An 18,486-nucleotide genomic window follows, 5' to 3' on the forward strand; every position below is an offset into this window, starting at 1 on the left:
GAACTTCCTCAAGTGGGCAGATAATGATAGAGCCAGGTTTCGCTCAAGGTGTCATTTCCCCGCTTCAGATATAAACGGATATCCACGGGATCGTTTCCTTCTACTTCGGTCAAGTCGAAGAGTGCGCGCCATGATCCGGGCTGGCCATTGGGGACGGGTTCCGTGGCGGCATTCAGGATACGTCCGCGGGAAGGCGTGATGACGGCTTCTGGCGCATTCCCTGAGGGGAGATGGAACAGTTCGCCGCCCTGAAAAACTACCTCGAATTTATGTGTGCCCGGTAACCGATGAGCGGGTTCTCCTCCTCGTCCGATTCCGGTACCGACGCAGCGCGCCAGAGATGTGGCAAAGGGCTCATCGGCCTGCCAGTAGAGACGGTAACGCAGGGAATGCTGAGATCCGGCGCGCGCTGGGGCAGCGGGGACCCACATGGCCACGACATTGTCGTACAACTCTTCCGTGGTGTGGAGTTCCACTAATCGAACTGTACCTTTACCCCAGGGATTCAGGGGTTCGATCCATAAACTGGGGCGCCGTTCGTAATGTACGGCATCCAGGTATTGATCGAAATGACGTTCACGTTGAATCAGGCCAAAGCCCTTCGGGTTTTCATCGGAAAAATGAGATACCTCGAAGGGCAATCCCCACTCGAACTCCTGCTGGGGTGATCCTTTTGGATTTTTATCGGAAAAATGAGATGTCTTGATGCTGTAGGGATTGATCAGTGGTCGCCAAATATGTTCGTTGGTTCCAGTCCATAAGGAAAGTCCATCTGAGTCATGGACCTGTGGTCTCCAGTCCTCTTGAAAGGTCTTGTCTTTATCGGCAAACCAGTACATGGAGGTCATGGGAGCCAGACCAAATTGGTCGATGTCACGGCGCAGAAACAGTTCCGCCTGGACGTCCATGATGACACCCTTGTCCCGGGTGAGGGTAAAATGGTATGCCCCAGAGAGACTGGGGCCGTCCAGCAGGGCATAGACCGATACTTCCCGGGATCCCGGTTGAGGGGGGGCGAAGTAAAAGTGCGTGAAGAGAGGGAATTCTTCCTTCTGATCCTGGGTGGCGGTATTGACGGAAACCCCCCGTGCCGAAATGCCATACTGGTATTCATCGCCAATGGTGCGAAAATAGGACGCGCCCAGAAAAGCCGCCCAGTCGTTGCTGCGCCAGTCCGGCCCGGAGCCGTTGCGGCTTTCCTGAATGCGAAATCCGGCGAACCCTGCCGGGTGGCTCAATTCCTGAGCCGGACTATGCTCGGGCATGTCAAACAGGTGTTTGTCAAAGAGTATCTCCCGCGCTTCGGTGCGCGCGTGTTCGTTTTCCATGGGTTGGTCGAGACGGTACATTTTGACGGGAAAGGGGAAAAACTTGCCCGGATGAAAAAAAGCGATGGCATAATCTCCAGGACCGTCTGCAAAAAGTGCGTGGTCCATCTTGAAATGGATCTGACCATGGGCATCCCAGTCGATACGGTCAACGATGGCGGCATCGGGAGACAGGGGAGACGCATAGGGTTTCTGAGCCTGTTTTTTGGCTTCGGCACACAATCCCTCCCAGGAAAAGACTGTCCCCTGTCCCAGATTCAGATTATTGGGTTCAGCCTGTGCAAGGCGGGTGAAGAGGGGACTGGCCAGTAAAGTACCGAGGGTACCCATAAAGTAACGGCGATTCAGAAACGACATGGTGTTCTCATCCTTGGCAATAGAGGAGGTTGAATGGGTATAGTATAACCTCCTGCAAAGTTATCTCGAAGGCATGGGGAGGGCATTTGATGAACAACCGTCAATCCGGGGAATTGAATTTGACCGTGACAGGCATGACTTGTCAGGGTTGTGTGGGTACGGTTCGCCGTGTCGTGAGTGCCGTGCCAGGAGTCGAAGACCTCGCCATCGATCTGGATACTGGATTTGTTCAGGTACGTGGTGAAGTGGATGCTGAAGGGGTGATGGCCGTGATTCGGAATGCTGGCTACGAAGTGTGCCGAGCCTGATTTTTCGCGCCTTCTCCAAGGGAATTTGTTGAGAATTTCCTCAAAGGATTACTTGATCCTTGCGGTTCGGTATAGGACAATGGGCGTTACTTGGAGAATATGCAATGAAGTGGTACTGCGGTTGACATGAAGGAAGAAGGTCTGCATCTTGCTCTGATGCATTTTTCAACCCGTATTTTGCAGTCCTTGGCACAGGGAGAGCAGGCGGTTTCTCTGGCCGAGGAGATTTGTGTCTTCGCCGAATCGGTGCTTCCCGAACGGATTGCATCCATGGGGATCGTGGATGAGAACGGGCGCCTCCAGATTTTGGCGGCGCCCCACGCGCCACCCGAACTGATTCAAGCATTTTCGGATCTCATTCCCGGACCCCATGCAGGATCCTGCGGGAATGTCATTTATCGTCAGGAACCGGTGGTGGTCAGTGACATTCCCCGTGATTCGCGCTGGGATGATCTGCGCGTTCAGGCGGAAACCTGGCAATTGAAATCCTGCTGGTCCTGGCCGGTGCGCAAAGGCAAACGACTGATTGGAACCTTTGCCTTGACGGGGTTGGTGGAAGGCGATCCCAGCGCGGATCAGATTGGCCTGCTGGAATCCTGCGCTGCATTGGCGGGCATGGTGCTGATTCATTCTCTGCCTCTGCTGCGCCAGGAAGATGAAAATCAGCGTCGTCTCTATCGGGCTTTGTTCGGTTCCGTCGAGGCCTTGATTCAATATCAAAGTGATCAGGAAATGCAGCAGAGTCTCTGCGCCAGCCTGACGAACGACACCATTTTTAGCGCTGCCTGGATCGGACGACCCGGACCAGATGACTATTTTGAGGTGATGGCTAAGTCCGGGGTTGGGGCACGCCAGATCATCGAGGCACGCCCCCGATTGACTCAAGCCGAAGATGCCCCGATCATCGTGCGGGCTTGGCGAACGGGGCAGACTGTTCTATCCAACGATACCCTGAGCGATGCTTCACTGCATCATTGGCATGCGCTCTTTACCAAAAACCGTTGGCTCAGTTTGCTGGCCACCCCCATCCGGAGGGGTGAGGAACTTTGGGCTGTCTTGGTGTTGGCATCACCCCGTACTGATACCTTCGACGAAGACACGTTGGGGCTCTGTCTGAGGGTAGCCGCCTTGCTCAGTCGTACCCTCGAAGAACACGATCTCAAGTTGCGTATCCACGCCTTGCAAATGGAAGATTCCCAACTGGCGCGCACCGATAGTTTGACGGGGCTACCCAATCGTCTGGCTTTGGAAGAATACCTGCCCAAAGCCATGGCTCGGGCCGAACGGCACAAACGGGTCGTTGCTCTGGGCATGATTGATCTAGACGATTTTAAACCCGTCAATGATCGTTATGGCCATAAACAGGGCGATATTCTTTTGCAGGAACTGGCGCAACGCCTGTGCCACAAGATTCGGGAATCAAATTATGTTGCCCGCCTTGGGGGGGACGAGTTTGTGGTGGTTTTCGAGGATCTGGATGAAAACCAGGTCCAGCACGAACTTGGTAGCGCGTTGGCCCGGCTCCACCAGGCCGTGGAATTGCCTTTTCATCTGGAAGGATCGGAAAGTGGCGTGATGATCGACATGACCATGGGGGTGGTGCTCTACCCAGGGGATGCGGAGACACCGGAAGAATTGATGCGTAAAGCCGATGCTGCCATGTACCACGCCAAATTGCGCAAACATGAACGAGTGCAATGGTGGGTTTTAGGTTCGGTGCCCATGGAAGAACCTGCCCCCGAGGGTCCTTTTGATCCCTTTGGCAGTGAAGCGCAGTTTCTGCTGAGTCTGGTGCAACCCCACCTGGAACAGGTCACGGATGAATTTACTCGTTCGTTTTATGAGGACATGGAACGGGATGAAAACACTCTCGAGATCCTGCAGGCCTTGGTGGATGATGAATATCTGGAACTGAAACGTAGTCAATCAGCGTATTTGAGTTTCTTGATCGATCCTGCGACAACCTATGAGAAGATTAAGTCCCAGGCAGCCCGGTTGGGACGGGTGCATGCCCTGATTGGCGTGACGGGTGCCTGGATGACTCGGGCCATGAGTTTGTATCGCGGATTGTTGCGCCGCTATCTGGATACCTTGTCGCTGGTGTCGCGGGAGCGTTATCGTGCCTTGCGCGTGATCGATGCGCGGTTGCAAATCGATGTCGAAGGTCAACTGGACGCCATGCAACAAACGGCAGATCTCTATGGTACCTATCACTCTCGCCCGCTTGATTCCCTTTCGGTTCAATGGCTGGAGGTGGCCCAGTCCGAATTGGAAACGCTGTCTTCATTGCCGGGCATTCTGGTTGGACAGGTATTTCGTCCTCAGGCTGACGGGGTATTTGCCACAGAGTTGAACGCGGGGAGCAAGTCCCAGGCATTGGAATCCATCCTGCAGTTACCGGGTATGCGCCCCATTCTGGATACACGGTCTGAAGCAGGACAAGGATTGATCGCCCGTGCCTGGCATTCGGGGCAAATCCAGTGCACCGATGCTTACATGATGGATGTGCGTACCCATACCTGGCACTCGTCTTTTCGTTCTCTGGGCATCCGTAGTGCGGTGGCCATCCCGATTCGGGGGCTACAGGAAATGGAGTTTGTCCTGATCGTGCTGGGTGCCTATCCCCATCAGTTTTCTTCTGGCTGGATGCGTACGTTCATTACTTCGCTACAGAATCGTTGGGAGCAGTTGGTGCGATTGAACCATGCCAACCGATTCCCGGTCATGGATTCGCACCAAGCCGCGATTTACCGCGAACGTTTGCATTCCGGAGGGTTGTGTCTGTTTATGCAGCCTGTGGTGGAACTGAAAACCGGTGCCCTTTTCAAAGTGGAAGCTCTGGCGCGTTTGACTATGCCGGATGGAAGTCTGGTCATGCCGGGGCAATTTCTGACGGCGTTGCGTTCTTCCGATCTCGATGCATTGTTTCGACAGGGGCTTGCCCAGGGATTGGAGTGGGTCCGGGAATGTCGTGGGGAGGGACTCGATTTTCCTTTGTCCCTCAACCTGTCTCCCAGTACCTTGTTGCACCCGTCCTGTGTCCAGTGGGTCGAAGAGGCGTTGCGCAAAAATGAAATTGCGCCGGCTCAACTGACGCTGGAACTGTTGGAAAACCAGGATTTTGACCAGAGCACGGTGGATGAGGCCATTACTCAATTGGAACGGTTGGGCGTGAAGTTGGCCATTGATGACCTGGGGTCAGGGTTCAGCAGTTTGAAACGCCTGGCCAGTTTGCCCTTTGACGTCATCAAGGTGGATCAAGCCATGGTGCGGGATATTTTCAGCGAGCCGCTTAAAACCCTGAGCCTGATCCGAACCATCATCCAGATTGGTTATGACCTCGAACGGGTGGTGATCGTCGAAGGAGTGGAAAATGAAAGCGTTCTGGAAGCGGTGACCCTGTTGGGGGCACAGTATGCACAGGGCTATGCCCTGGCGTTTCCCATGCCGAAGGAAGAACTGGTATCCTGGGCCGGACAGTCTCAAAAGCCGGTACCCACGGGAGATCCTTTGCGGACCTATCTGGGCGCTCTGGCGCACCATTGGCGTTACATGCAACGTGTTGGCAAGCGTAGAGAGGTGGGTATTCATATGGCGCTGGAGTCCTGTCCCCTGACGCACTTTCTTCGGCAGAAAGGATTGGAGGGGGAGGCCGTGGCTCAGTGGCATGCACAGGTTCATGAAACGAATCTCGCAGAAATACGTCAACAAGCCAGTGAACGCCTCAAGGATTGGTTGGTAGAGCAGGTTCGGTCAGAAAAAAATATTTGATATCAGGCTGTCCATCCCTTTTCCGAATGGAAAAAGGGAGTTGTTCACTTTGGTCGTTTCATAGAACGCAGGTGCGCGTATTGCCCGCGCGGAACGAAAAACGCGTACGCGCATTCCGTTCCTCAATTTCTACCGAGGCGGCCTTCCCGCCGTAGATGGTGGTCTTGAGCCATTCCATTTCTTTCTTCAAGGTCGTTTCACTTTCCAGGGTACGTGCCCAGCATTTGCGTTCGCCATTCCAACGGTATTGACGTTCCTTGAGCAGATCCTTGGTGGAAAAGGGAGAATTGAGCGCAGAAACGGTATAACTTGTTTGTGGCAAGCGGTCCAGTATGGGCTTTAATCCGGGTTGTGTGGAGAGAGGCAGAGGTAGGGCAAGGATTTCCAGAAGTGCCTGACAATCTTCTTCAGCACGGTGCGCATCGAAAAAAAAGCCTTGCCGGAACGCAAGGTAATCCAGTTTTTTGGAATTGATGCCTTCGGCTTCCCAGTCGATGTCCATCATTGAGCAGCCCCAAGGCAAATCTGAAAAAACGGGGAGGCGCTTTTCCAGAAAAGGCCGATCAAAAGCAGCATTATGTGCGATGACCAACTGAGTGCCGGACAACAGTGTCGTGAAGGCGGTCTCATCGAAGCGTTGACCTGCAACCAGAGCGTCCGTAATGCCGGTCAAACGGATGGTTTCAGGACCCAGAGGGAAGCCGGGGTCTTCCAGGCCGCCATAAGTACTACTCACCCGAATGGGTTGGCCTGTTATCGGGTCATAGTCAAAGACGATTATGCCAATTTCAATGATCTTGTCTTTCCTGGCATCCAGTCCCGTGGTTTCCGTATCCACGATCACCCCACGGTGCAGGGCATGACCGGACGGGTTGGCGGCGAGTTGAGTCCGTGCTTTCAAGCGCCGCAGGACCCGGTAGTCGGGATGGTCAGACAGTGTTTGGAGCAGGGTTTCTGGGTTGGTGATCATGGTTTGTGATTACTGCAATGATATTACGGGAAATATACGCTATCTTTAGGTAACCGCCAGGGCGGTGTCAACAATGGTCTGGGCTTCCGTCAGGATACGGTGCAGGTGATCCGCTCCATGAAAACTCTCCGCATAGATTTTATAAATGTTTTCGGTTCCTGAAGGACGGGCCGCAAACCACCCGCTCTCGGCAATCACTTTCAACCCCCCAATGGGAGCACCATTACCGGGAGCTTGAGTGAGAATGCTCAGGATTTTTTCGCCAGCCAGATCTGCAGACTGGATTTGCTTTGGTGAAAGTTGTGCCAGTACCTTTTTTTGTGCCGGCGTGGCTGGCGCATCCACCCGGTCGTATACAGGGTCGCCAAACTCCCGCGTCAGGTCACGATAAATTTCACCAGGATTGCGCCCCATGCGTGCGGTGATTTCTGCCGACAATAAAGCCGGAACCAGCCCATCCTTGTCGGTGGTCCAGGTTGTGCCGTCCAGTCGCGCAAAAGATGCGCCCGCACTCTCTTCTCCCACAAAGCCCAGGGAACCCTCCAGCAATCCCTCCACAAACCACTTGAAACCCACCGGTACCTCGTACAACTTGCGTCCCAGTTTGGCTGCGACGCGATCGATCATCTGGCTGCTGACGAGCGTCTTGCCAATGCCCGCTTCCTTGCGCCACTGAGGTCGGTGTTGAAAGAGGTAGGAAATGGCCACTGCCAGATAATGGTTAGGTGCCATCAACCCCCCACTTCTGGTAACGATCCCATGCCGGTCATGGTCGGTATCGCAGGCAAAAGCCACGTCAAAACGATCCTTGAGTCCAATTAAACTCTGCATTGCATAGGACGAGGAGGGATCCATGCGAATCTGGCCATCCCAATCCACCGTCATGAAACGGAAGGTGGGATCAACCCCATCGTTCACCACCGTAAGATTCAAGCCATAGCGTTCGGCAATGGCTTGCCAATAATGGACGCCAGCCCCACCAAGCGGATCCACCCCCAGGGCGATGTTGGCTCCGCGAATCGCTTCCATATCGATTACATGGCCAAGATCCTTCACATAGTTGCCGATAAAATCATGGCGATGGGTCGTGGCAGAGCGCAGAGCTTGCGCATGAGAAATTCTTTGTACGCCCTGCAGATTGTTTTCCAGCAGCGCGTTGGCCCGGTCTTCGATCCACCCGGTGACATCCTTGTCTGCCGGGCCACCATTGGGCGGGTTGTACTTGAAACCTCCGTCCTTGGGTGGATTGTGCGAAGGCGTGATGACGATGCCATCCGCCAGTCCGGTACTGCGTCCCCGGTTATGTACCAGAATGGCATGGGAGATGGCGGGCGTCGGGGTGAATTCGCTTCCCATGGAAATCATGGTTTGTACCCCGTTGGCAGCCAGTACTTCCAGCGCTGTCTCAAACGCTGGTCGGGACAACGCATGGGTGTCGATTCCCAGGTACAGCGGACCATCGATCCCCTTGCTCTTGCGGTATTCGCAGATCGCCTGGCTGATCGCCAGCACATGGTATTCATTGAAACTGTGATCGAAGGAACTGCCCCGATGTCCAGACGTCCCAAAGGCGACGCGCTGGGCAGGTACCGTGGGATCGGGGCGTAACTCCGCATACGCAGCCAGCAACTTGGGGACATCCACCAGCAGCGACAACGGTGCCGGTTTCCCGGCCAATGGACTAACGAGGGTACTCATGATTGTGAAGGTATCATTTCTGTTCTGTCCTTGGAATTACCCATGAAAAACCCCAAACCGAGGCACTCATGCCAAGGTTCAACACTACCATAGCCATCGGAAATTTTGTATGACATTCTGCCGGGAGAAGAGCCAGTTTGGAATTTAGAAGAGGTTGTATGACCATGCACGAAGGAATATGTAAAAACTTCAACCCGGCCTTCTGATGGGTGAGTGGCAACACGGGTTTAGGATATTTTTTATGACGGTATTTGTGTAAATCAGAGGTTGTAGTTGTTATCTGCTCATTAACTTGTTAGATTACGCGTATGATTCCCCGCACCCTTGCTAAAGAATTGACCTTGGCGGCTACTGAATATCCAGTGGTAACACTGTTGGGTGCGCGTCAGGTAGGAAAGACCACTTTGGTCCGCGAAATATTTCCAGAGAAACCGTGGGTTTCCTTGGAAGATATGGATGTTCGTGTGAGGGCGGAAACTGATCCGAGGGCCTTTCTGAATCAGTACGCTGGAGGGGCTATTTTTGATGAAGTGCAGCGCCTTCCGTTGCTTCTTTCTTATCTTCAGGGTTTGGTGGATCTTCAAGGACAACCGGGGCGATTTGTTCTGACTGGAAGTCATCAACCCCGCTTGCAGGAAGCGATCAGTCAATCTTTGGCGGGGCGTACTGCGGTGTTGAATCTGTGGCCATTGACCATGGAGGAAATGCGTGCCCATCCTCCCTTTCCAGCCACCTCCTTCGACTGCATGTTGCGTGGTGGGTATCCTCGGGTGGTGGCTCAGTCACTGGATATACGGCGGTTTTACAATGGTTATCTCCAGACTTATGTGGAGCGTGATGTCCGCGCGTTGATTCAAGTGCGAAATCTTTCGTTGTTCCAGAAGTTTTTGACATTACTGGCCGGGAGAGTGGGGCAGCTTCTCAATTTGAGCAGTTTGGCCAACGATGTGGGAGTGTCGGCAACCACTCTGCGAGAGTGGATTTCAGTTCTCAAGTCAAGTTTTCTGATTTTTGAACTGATTCCGTTCTATGAAAATGTCTCCAGGCGGTTGGTCAAGTCGTCCAAAATCTTTTTTGCCGATGTGGGGATGGTCTGTCATCTGTTGGGTATTCATAGTGTTTCTCAGTTGGAACGAGATCCTTTGCGTGGATCTCTGTATGAAAATTTCATGATCGCTGAAGTGATGAAATCCATGGTTCATGGGGGCCAACATCCGGAACTCTTTTTTTATCGAGATTCCCATGGAGTTGAAGTGGACTTGGTCATTCGCCACAATGGCAGTTTTGTGCCGATTGAAATCAAATCTTCCAGTACATTTTCGCCTGAATTTATTAAGGGAATTCTTCAGTTCCGACGCCAACTTGACCGTTCACCAGTCCAAGGATATGTGCTGTACAACGGTGAAGAATCCTTTACACTACAAGATATTACCGTAATTAATCCACTTGATTCCACTCATCGATTTGCTGAAATTGTGAGTGCCCTATGAAGAAACCGGACGCTCCTGCCCTACCAAAACCCTAAAAAATCGTGTTGTAGTTCCAATTGTTACATGCGCTTTGTTCAAATACAATAAGTTACGAAAAAAGTGTCGAACTCTGGAGTTCAGCGTCTTTATAAATAATGCGAGTGACGATGGCTCTGGGAGGTTTTAGGGAAGCGATAAAGCCGCAAGAAATCAATGCAATGAGGAATAATTCACCGGCACCCAAATATAGCCTCCATCCATTGCACGTAAATGTCCGATCCCAGGAAAAGGAAGGTGTGCACCGGCTACCCAATACCCCTGTTTGGCTGCATCGGCAAACGTTTTTTTACGCTCGATTGCCGCAGATTTTGAATCGGTATCAAACTTCATGACCACGGATGGTTCGGCAAACTGAACTGAGGCTACGTGCATCAAATCTCCCCAAAGTATCAGTTTTTGGCCATTGCTCTCGACTGCATAAGTGGTGTGACCTACTGTGTGGCCGTGGCTAGGCACGGCTCTGATTCCCGGAATGAGTTCCGTTTCGCCAACAAACGGTTTGAATTTACCTGCCAAGACGTAGGGATTGAGAGACGCCATTGCACCTTGAAACGAGTGCTTCGCTTCTTGTGGTGCTGCGTCCATATGCTTTTGACTCAACCAAAAATCGGCTTCCTGCTGATCTGCACGCACAATTGCGTTAGGAAATGCAAGTTGCTCCCTGCTCATGAGTCCGCCAACATGATCAGGATGCATGTGCGTTATGTATATCTCGTCAACTTGTTCGGGTTGATAGCCAGATGCCTTCAGGTTGGCAACCAAGTTGCCGAGCGTCGGCCCGAATAAGTTGCCCGCTCCCGTGTCGATAAGAACGAGTTTTGTACCCGTATTAACCAGAAAGCCATTGACTGATGTCTCTAGTGGATCTTTGAGAAAATTGAGTGACAGTGCCTTTTCTACTTTTTCTGGTGTGGTATTGCCGAGCAACTTGCCTACAGGCAAGTTCACAGTACCATCGGAGAGTGCAGTAATTTCAAAATTGCCCAGCATCATGCGGTAATAACCAGGAGCCTGGGTCTTCACTTGTGGAGCACTTGCATTGGCGACAGAGATAAATGGCAAGGTCAAGATAATCGCAATCCAGAAATTCAGTCGATGATAGAACGCCATGTGATTTTCCTTTCGTTTTAATGGATGCATCAGATATTAAAGAATGGACATAATCTACCATTATCCTGAAAATTGCTATTTCAGTTGCTGTTGGCGGGGAATATGATGCTGGCGAGGTTGTGGTCGTTAATGCTTCTCTCCGTGGCCGCACCAAAGTGTTGTTGGACTGCCCCTCGACCAACACCTTTTACTCGGGCGATGTCCTTTCCGCTGATCAGCCACTGGATGTTCATCGCCAGTTTCCCACGTTGGCTGTTCCCAGGTCGTGCCGCCGCCACATGCCGACCTGGAGTACGGATGAGGCGATGTCGCAGAGGTGCCCGTGGTGCGTGAAAAATAGCACCTGGGTCTGCTGGGCCAAGTCAGCCAGCACCGATAGGGTGGCCGATGCACGGGCGTCGTCGAATTGCACCAGCAAGTCGTCGATCACAAGCGGAATGGCTTCCCGCTGTTTCAGATGCTCTTCGATTGCGGCGATGCGTAGCGCCAAGAAGAGTTGGTCCCGAGCCCCTTGGCTCATACCGGTCACACCGACTCGTATCCCGTCTGGTCGAAGACCTTGCAGAACCTGCGTATCGTCGTTGTAGTCGGTGACCAAACTACAGAAACTTCCCAGCGTAATTTTGGCGAATATTTCTCCTGCACGCCGAAGTACCGGCCCCTGGTGCTTTTCTCGGTACGAATGGACCACACGGGACACGATAGCCTGTGCCAGCCGCGTTCGTGCATAGGAGTGTGCATGACGGGTGATGCGGGCGATGAGTTCTTCCGCCTCCTGCTGCGCGCACGCTGCTGCATCGCTGCCATCGATCGCATCAAACGTCCGGTTTGCTTCGAGCAATTGGGCATAGACGGTTTCTCCCCCCGCTTCATGCTCCTTGATTGCCACCTCGACCTCCGTCATCTGGGTATCTGTGTCCGAAATATCGTGCCCGCCAACTTCGGCCAGCACCTCAGCAATTGGTCGCGCGGCGCTGCGAACCAATTGATCGTCGATCTCTGCTATTCGGGCGGCAAGCAGTTGCTTGCGCGCAGAGTCCGCTTCCACAGAAGGCAACTCGTCGGACGACTGCACGCCGGCACGACGAACCAATTCCACCAAGCGTTCGTGTTGCGATGACTCGGCGATTTCAGCCTGTTGCAGTTGGGTTGTCTCACGTTCGATGTTCGCATTGATCTGCTTGCTCTCGCGATCAACTTCACGGGCTGCGGCTAACTCCCCATAGAGTAGGGACACCCTATGATCGGCATCCTTGTCGGTAGTCGATTCGCTGACCGCGCTTGAGAGCGCGGACAACTCGTCCTCGAAGGTGGCGCACTTGTCACGTTCGAAATTGGCTTCCCGCGTAAGTGCATCAAGTGAGTCCAATGCATTGACAAGTTCATTGAGTTCATCGATACGGGCACGCGCTTCTGCCGGTAGCGCCCCAGCTGAGAGGTGCAATGCAGCCACCGTTTCGTTCCATTGGCTCTGCCAGGCATTCACCTTCTCGGTCAGCAGCGATTGCTGAGATGTGGTGTCCGCCAGATCGCGTTCTTGTTGAGATATCTGCCCGACGAGAGTAGTCCGTGCGGTGGCGGCTTGCCGCACGGTATCGACTGCAACCTTGGCACGCGTGAGCGCCGCAACCAGTGATTCCTGCTCGGTCACGCCAGCGAGCCCGCATCCGGTCAATGCCTGACTTAGATTGGCCCGTGTCGCCGCCAGTGAACCCGTGATCTCTTGTCTCGCCTGCCGCAGCATTCCCAACTGGGTAGAGCGTTCGGCCCATGCCGCATGCTTCTGACACCACTCGAGCGCTGCAATTGGCGTGATATCCGGTTGCTCTAAGGATGTAGCGATAGCAACCCAACGGATATTTAACTGGTGCAGTTCCTCGGTGAGTTCGTCGCGCCGATGGGACAGTGTGATACGAGCATTCTGCATTTCCGCAACACGCTGACGCGTGGTCTCAAAATTGGCGGCACGCCCGGCATCCGCGTGCAACAGGTCAGCCAAGCGGTCTGCCTCCCGCACGGTACCCTCGTAAGCTGTGGGCAAGGATAGGCCGGGAGAGAAGTCAGCGGACAGTCGGTCGGGGTCTTCAGATCGTTCAATGTATCCTTCCCGAATCAGATGCCAGCCATCGTCGCGATGTAGCCTTGCCGCTTGCACCTGCTCGTGGGTGGCGATTTCGCCAGCTGCCGTTAGGCCACGCAGTTCACGTTCCCTGTCACCAATATCCCGATCCAAATTGGCATCTTTGTCTTGGAGGGTCCGTTGAGCTTCCTCCAGTCGTCGGTATTCGGCCTCGAATTCGCGGAGAGTGGTCGTCAGTGGTACGCGCAGGGCCAGCAGGTCGGCGAGTTTTCCGCTCCATAGGGCCGAGGTGTCGCGGGTAAGGTTAGCATCAAGTGCAGCGATCTCGCGATCCAGTTTGGCCTGCTGTCCCGCCAGGTCACCTTGGACAGCTGCTTCTTCTCGAGCCGTTTCCAGATCATCCAGAGTCACCTGCTCAGGATGTTCCGTCAGATCAACGCGCAACTGTTCCAGTGTGCCTGTGATGATGCGGGATCGTTCAGCCAATTGTTCATTCTTGGCGTGCAATGTTGCGTACTCATCGGCAAGCGACTGAATGCGTGCTATCAGGGTCGGTGCCGGGATCAGCCTGCGCGCCTGGTCAATGGTGATATCCGGTGCAAGATCGGAGGCGATGGCCCTCAATCGATTTGTGATGTCAGTTTTGGCGGCGACGATATCTCTGTCGATGCGTGGCATGCGCTCGACTGCTCCCCGCCAGTCCTTGGCGGCGTGATGCAGTCGCTCGATAGTCGCGGCATTTGCCAGAAGCGCTTCGCGCACCACCAGAACGGATCGCTTGGCATGCAGACGGTCTATTTCCGCCTTTGCCTCACGCTGGGTTTCAACGGCTGCACGCAACTTCACTTCAATCTCAATGCGCTGCTCTGCGGCTTCCGGTGGTAGCAACGGAATGTGTTGAAGAACATCGAGTTCCTGTAACTTGGACACCCTTTCGGCGGCCAGTGGCAGGTTGGAACTGATTCGTGACAACCGCCGATGTTCATCGCGCAGCGCCGCCAGATCGTTGCGTGCCTTGGTGTGTTTCTCTTTGGCCTGCCGCATGGCGCGATCGGCTTGTTCCCAGGCATTGGTACGAACTGTGGTATCCCGCGCCAGTTTACGCTTTTCTTCAAGTTCCTTGATTGCGATATGGATAACACTTGAACTGGCACGAGGCCGAAAAAGATTCGAAGCTTCACTCTCCAGATGGCCGAGCAACCGCTGCAGGCTGGTCATGCCAGCAGCGGCCTCAAACAGGCTTTGACCGATTTCGCCTTTCCCTGCCAGCAGTGCCTCGCTCCCCCGAGTCAAGCCTTCCATATCCAGGCCAAATAGGGAGCGATAGAGCGCTTCGTCTAACCCCCCGAGCAGCCGAGAAAGAGACTCTTCCGACACCGGTTGATCGGTCAGCTCCGTCCCAGTGGCTTCATCCAGCGCGAACAGTGTCTGCTTGCGGGCATTGCGCCGCATGACGGACAGTCGTGTTCCCTGTTGGGTGAGCATCGTTGCACCGACGCGCAATTGCGGATGCAAAAACTTGTCGGCTGTGCGTTCGTTGATGCCGAACAAAAGGCCAGTTAGGGCCCGTAGTGTGGTGGACTTTCCAGCCTCGTTTGGGCCGTAGATCACATGGAAATTCGCGCCATCTCCGAAATCGAGAATCCGGTCGGAAAATGTACCGTAGGCCTTGAGATAGACGCGCTCGATCTTCACGGGGCTGCCTCTTCACCCGACAGGTGCGCGATCAACTTTCCCTCGACCTCCCCCAGGAGTTCGGCCAACACATCAGGTGCGTCGAGTCGAAGGGAGTTTGCGCCTTCCCTAAGCTCCGCCGGTAGTTTTTGCAGCAGATCTCGGAATGCTTCCTCGCCCACAACGCTGCGCGCTACATCATCAGCGGCCAAGCCACGCAGTTCGCGGACAAGCAGTCCCAACGGATCATCGCGCTCGGCGATGCGGTCGAGATCCAATTGTGGGCGTGTCGTCAATTCGACTTTCTCGATCCACACCTGGGCGTTTGAGGCTTCAATGGCCGCACTGCGCAGTTGCTGTTCCACCGTCTCCGGTTGCGCCGCCAGCACGCGATGCAATGGCCCGCACCCTGCGATTCGGACTCGGAGCGCAAGCGTCCGGCCGCCCGACTGGGTGAGCCTGCGACGAATCTCCGCAGTGGTTGCATCAAGCAGGGAGTCCAGATCGGGCAGCGCGGCGATGTCGAGCAGGAGTGTGTCCCATCGCATTACATCCAATGCAATGGCACGATGATCAAGCACTACCTCGTTCTCGACCGACACCAATGAGCAACCCTTGGCACCGGATTCGCGGATGTCTCGACCTTGAGTATTGCCTGGATAGACCACCCACGGTTCCCGGAGAACGATTTCCGCTGCATGGATGTGGCCGAGAGCCCAGTAATCATAACCTTTACCTCGCAGCACATCCAGCGTAGTCGGGGCATAATTATCGTGTCGGGGGCGACCATTGAGCGAGGTATGGAGCAAACCAATATTGAAACAGTCATGAATGGGAGCCGGATAGGCAATAGCAAGATCATTCAGCACGGCGGGCGTGGCAAAACTCTGTCCATGCACGGCGATACCTATTTCATCCAGCACAACTGTTTCAGGTTTCATGTCAGCCAGCAGATGCACATTCCGCGGAAGACGTAGCGACTTGGTGAGCTTGCTCGCTGCGTCATGATTGCCTCGCACGATGGCGACAGGGATGCCTTCCTCGGCAAGTTGTGTCACACCCTTGACGAAGAATAGCCCTGTATTATGGTCTGGCCAGTTGCCGTCGTAGAGATCGCCGCCAATCACCACGAGGTCGACGCACTCGGAGAGGGCGGTGGCCACCAAGTTTTCGAAGGCCCGACGGGTGGCCCCGCGAACATCATCGACTGGTGCGCCCTCATACCGGTCGAGGCCGTGCAAGGGGCTGTCAATATGAAGGTCGGCGGCGTGTAAAAATCGCATCTTTCAGGTATTAAAACCCAGCAGAGTTAAGGGCATCGGACAATTGTATTGTCATCCTGAAAATTTTGCACTATGTTGTTTTAATTTGATGATACTTGGTAGAATCTATGTCGAAAAACTCCCGCGAAGGTGAAATCCTCACCATTAAGCAAGTCGCCGAAACGACTGCTGATGCTGACGCTGCATGTAACCACATAACCAGCATATACTTACCGGTTATAATTATACAATCATTTTAATCGGCATAAAAGAGCCGATTAATTTATCAATAAATTATGATTACAGGCAGTTCGGTATATAATGACCGCTTAACGGCATCAAGACAAATTAACTGGCAGATAATGACCGTATGAGCGAACTAATATTCCATACGCCAGAAGAACTCCAAATCGTACTGGGGGAACGGTTACGTCGTTTACGTCTTAATCGTAACTTGGATCAGTGTACCGCGGCTGAAAAGGCTGGCATCTCTGAAAAAGCCCTGCGCAACCTTGAGTCTGGTCGCGGCTCAACGGTCACCACCTTGTTGCGTGTATTGAAGGCGCTCGAGTACCTTCAGGGAATTGACATGCTTGCACCTGAAATTAGCGTCAATCCCCTCGATTTATTGCGCCAACCAAAAGCTCCGCAACGCGCACGGCGTACCATTAAACCTCCGAAAGAAAATCAATGAGCACCCCTGTCATCGAAGTACGTATTTGGGGCAAGCGTGTTGGCGCGGTGGCACCAGACCCGCGCCTGGGTCGCTACGTATTTGCTTACGACCCCAGCTGGCGAGGTCGCGGAATCGAATTGGCACCAATCACTATGCCGTTAGCGGACACTCGATCCACTTTCGCATTTCCTGATCTCGCTGACCCAAGCTACAAGAGACTTCCAGGATTGCTCGCTGACGCACTGCCTGATGATTTCGGCAATGCACTTATCGATGCATGGATGACTAATAAGGGTATTGAAAAACGCGCCATCACCACGCTCGACCGATTAGCCTATATGGGCAAGCGTGGCATGGGGGCGCTGGAATTCAAACCTGCACGCGGCGCTCACCGTGAAAGTGCTGAGCCCTTAGAGATGAAAAGCCTGGTGGAAACCGCTCGCACGGTCATTAATGGCGATCTATCAGGCGATGTGGAAGCACAGGCAGCACTTGCCAATATTATTCGGGTTGGCACATCTGCTGGTGGCGCACGCGCAAAAGCGGTCGTCACTTGGAATTCGAAAACCAACCAAATTCGCAGCGGTCAGTTTGATGCTGCTCCTGGTTTCGAACACTGGCTACTTAAATTTGATGGGGTTGGCAAGGATTCGGAACTGGGTGGAAGCGCAGATTACGGACGGATTGAATACGCCTACTATCTAATGGCAAAAGCTGCCGGCATCACAATGTCACCCTGCCGGTTATTGGAAGAAGGTGGTCGCGCTCACTTTATGACGCGCCGCTTCGACCGGGAAGCGAATGAAAGCAGCACCATCAAACATCATGTGCAGACACTCTGCGCCATGGATCACCTCGACTACAAGAAACGCGCAACCCATGCATATGCACAGCTATTCATGGTCATCGCTAGGCTGAAGCTTGGTGATGAAGCCATTACCCATGCTTTCCGCCGCATGGCCTTTAATGTGATGGCCAAAAACTGTGACGATCACACCAAAAATTTCGCTTTCCGATTAAAACAAGGCGAATCATGGGAGTTTGCCCCGGCCTACGACGTAACCCATGCCTACAACCCACATGGAGAATGGACTTACCAACATCTGATGAGTGTCAACGGTAAATTCAGCGGGATTACCCGCGCAGATTTGCTGGTTGAAGCCGAACGATTTGGTGTCCGTCGTGCTCAAGATTTGCTGAATGATGTGCGTGCAGCCCTGGATAGCTGGCAGAAATTTGCCATTGAGGCGGGTTTGAACACCTCAACTACAGACGCCATAGCTGCCGACTTTGAACTAATTTGAACACCCATCCGGAATTTGCGCAGGCAATGGAAGTCAGTTCTTGAAACGGAATTCGGTATTGAGGGGCTTCCAGACCCCGTTTGTCTTCACTGGACTTTGGCGCGCTCGACAGGAATTGAACCTGTGACCCTCGGCTTCGGAATCAAAAACGGTATACCGACATTATCCTTCACAATATCTTGTCATTCGACTTTAAATCATACAAATCAAATTGATACAGTTTAACCTTTCATAGAAATTCCGTGCAAGGCATGTGATTCAACGCCGATTTTCGTCTAAACAAGACAATTTTTAAGTGGGGTATTCAGCTTAGTGCTGTGATGTTAGAATTATGCAATGGAATCAAAAACTCCGCAAGTTCGATCCGTCGCGCCCCGCGCCGGGGTCGACTACCCACGCAACTACGCAGAATTTAAGGC

Annotated in this window: 12 protein-coding genes; 5 read left to right on the top strand and 7 right to left on the bottom strand. The window is 53.5% G+C overall.

What is annotated here, in order from left to right; genetic code table 11:
- Positions 1 to 8: 8 nt before the first annotated feature.
- Positions 9 to 1,658: an OpgD/OpgG family glucan biosynthesis protein gene (locus tag IV91_RS0105980; protein WP_035417285.1), complete on the bottom strand. Its 1,650-nt coding sequence runs from the start codon at positions 1,656 to 1,658 to the stop codon at positions 9 to 11.
- Positions 1,659 to 1,774: 116 nt separating this feature from the next.
- Here IV91_RS0105980 and IV91_RS0105985 point away from each other — a divergent pair, with 116 nt between their 5' ends.
- Together IV91_RS0105985 and IV91_RS0105990 are read left to right on the top strand one after the other, a co-directional pair.
- Positions 1,775 to 1,993, top strand: a complete 219-nt coding sequence (locus IV91_RS0105985; RefSeq protein ID WP_031596820.1) for a heavy-metal-associated domain-containing protein — start codon at positions 1,775 to 1,777, stop codon at positions 1,991 to 1,993.
- A gap of 126 nt (positions 1,994 to 2,119) precedes the next feature.
- Positions 2,120 to 5,764: a bifunctional diguanylate cyclase/phosphodiesterase gene (locus IV91_RS0105990; protein WP_051862173.1), complete on the top strand. Its 3,645-nt coding sequence runs from the start codon at positions 2,120 to 2,122 to the stop codon at positions 5,762 to 5,764.
- Positions 5,765 to 5,822: 58 nt separating this feature from the next.
- Here IV91_RS0105990 and IV91_RS0105995 read toward each other — a convergent pair whose 3' ends face one another.
- Together IV91_RS0105995 and pgm are read right to left on the bottom strand one after the other, a co-directional pair.
- Positions 5,823 to 6,734 carry a 3'-5' exonuclease gene (locus IV91_RS0105995; RefSeq protein WP_035417257.1) on the bottom strand — a complete coding sequence of 304 codons (912 nt, stop codon included), beginning with the start codon at positions 6,732 to 6,734 and terminating at the stop codon, positions 5,823 to 5,825.
- Between the two features lie 45 nt (positions 6,735 to 6,779).
- Positions 6,780 to 8,432 carry a phosphoglucomutase (alpha-D-glucose-1,6-bisphosphate-dependent) gene (gene pgm, locus IV91_RS0106000; protein ID WP_031596823.1) on the bottom strand — a complete coding sequence of 551 codons (1,653 nt, stop codon included), beginning with the start codon at positions 8,430 to 8,432 and terminating at the stop codon, positions 6,780 to 6,782.
- A 308-nt stretch (positions 8,433 to 8,740) separates the two neighbouring features.
- On the opposite strand from pgm, the gene IV91_RS0106005 reads away from it, so the two are divergent.
- Complete coding sequence (locus IV91_RS0106005) at positions 8,741 to 9,922, top strand: ATP-binding protein (protein WP_035417259.1); 1,182 nt, start codon at positions 8,741 to 8,743, stop codon at positions 9,920 to 9,922.
- Positions 9,923 to 10,111: 189 nt separating this feature from the next.
- Here IV91_RS0106005 and IV91_RS0106010 read toward each other — a convergent pair whose 3' ends face one another.
- From IV91_RS0106010 to IV91_RS0106025, 4 genes are all read right to left on the bottom strand, one after another.
- Positions 10,112 to 11,071, bottom strand: a complete 960-nt coding sequence (locus tag IV91_RS0106010; protein ID WP_031596825.1) for an MBL fold metallo-hydrolase — start codon at positions 11,069 to 11,071, stop codon at positions 10,112 to 10,114.
- An 80-nt stretch (positions 11,072 to 11,151) separates the two neighbouring features.
- Positions 11,152 to 11,304 (bottom strand): hypothetical protein, encoded by a 153-nt coding sequence (locus IV91_RS18365; RefSeq protein WP_160171530.1) that lies wholly within the window; start codon positions 11,302 to 11,304, stop codon positions 11,152 to 11,154.
- Positions 11,301 to 14,846, bottom strand: a complete 3,546-nt coding sequence (locus IV91_RS0106020) for a YhaN family protein (protein ID WP_031596826.1) — start codon at positions 14,844 to 14,846, stop codon at positions 11,301 to 11,303. Before IV91_RS0106020 ends, IV91_RS18365 begins: the two co-directional genes overlap by 4 nt.
- Complete coding sequence (locus IV91_RS0106025) at positions 14,843 to 16,108, bottom strand: metallophosphoesterase family protein (RefSeq protein ID WP_031596827.1); 1,266 nt, start codon at positions 16,106 to 16,108, stop codon at positions 14,843 to 14,845. The genes IV91_RS0106020 and IV91_RS0106025 overlap by 4 nt, the downstream gene beginning before the upstream one ends.
- A 349-nt stretch (positions 16,109 to 16,457) precedes the next feature.
- Between IV91_RS0106025 and IV91_RS0106030 the strand changes: the two genes are divergently transcribed.
- Positions 16,458 to 16,781, top strand: a complete 324-nt coding sequence (locus IV91_RS0106030) for a helix-turn-helix domain-containing protein (RefSeq protein ID WP_031596828.1) — start codon at positions 16,458 to 16,460, stop codon at positions 16,779 to 16,781.
- Positions 16,778 to 18,067, top strand: a complete 1,290-nt coding sequence (locus IV91_RS0106035) for a type II toxin-antitoxin system HipA family toxin (RefSeq protein ID WP_031596829.1) — start codon at positions 16,778 to 16,780, stop codon at positions 18,065 to 18,067. The genes IV91_RS0106030 and IV91_RS0106035 overlap by 4 nt, the downstream gene beginning before the upstream one ends.
- The last annotated feature ends 419 nt before the right edge of the window (positions 18,068 to 18,486 follow it).

The sequence above is a fragment of the Ferrovum myxofaciens genome (assembly GCF_000735045.1).
Taxonomy (GTDB): domain Bacteria; phylum Pseudomonadota; class Gammaproteobacteria; order Burkholderiales; family Ferrovaceae; genus Ferrovum; species Ferrovum myxofaciens.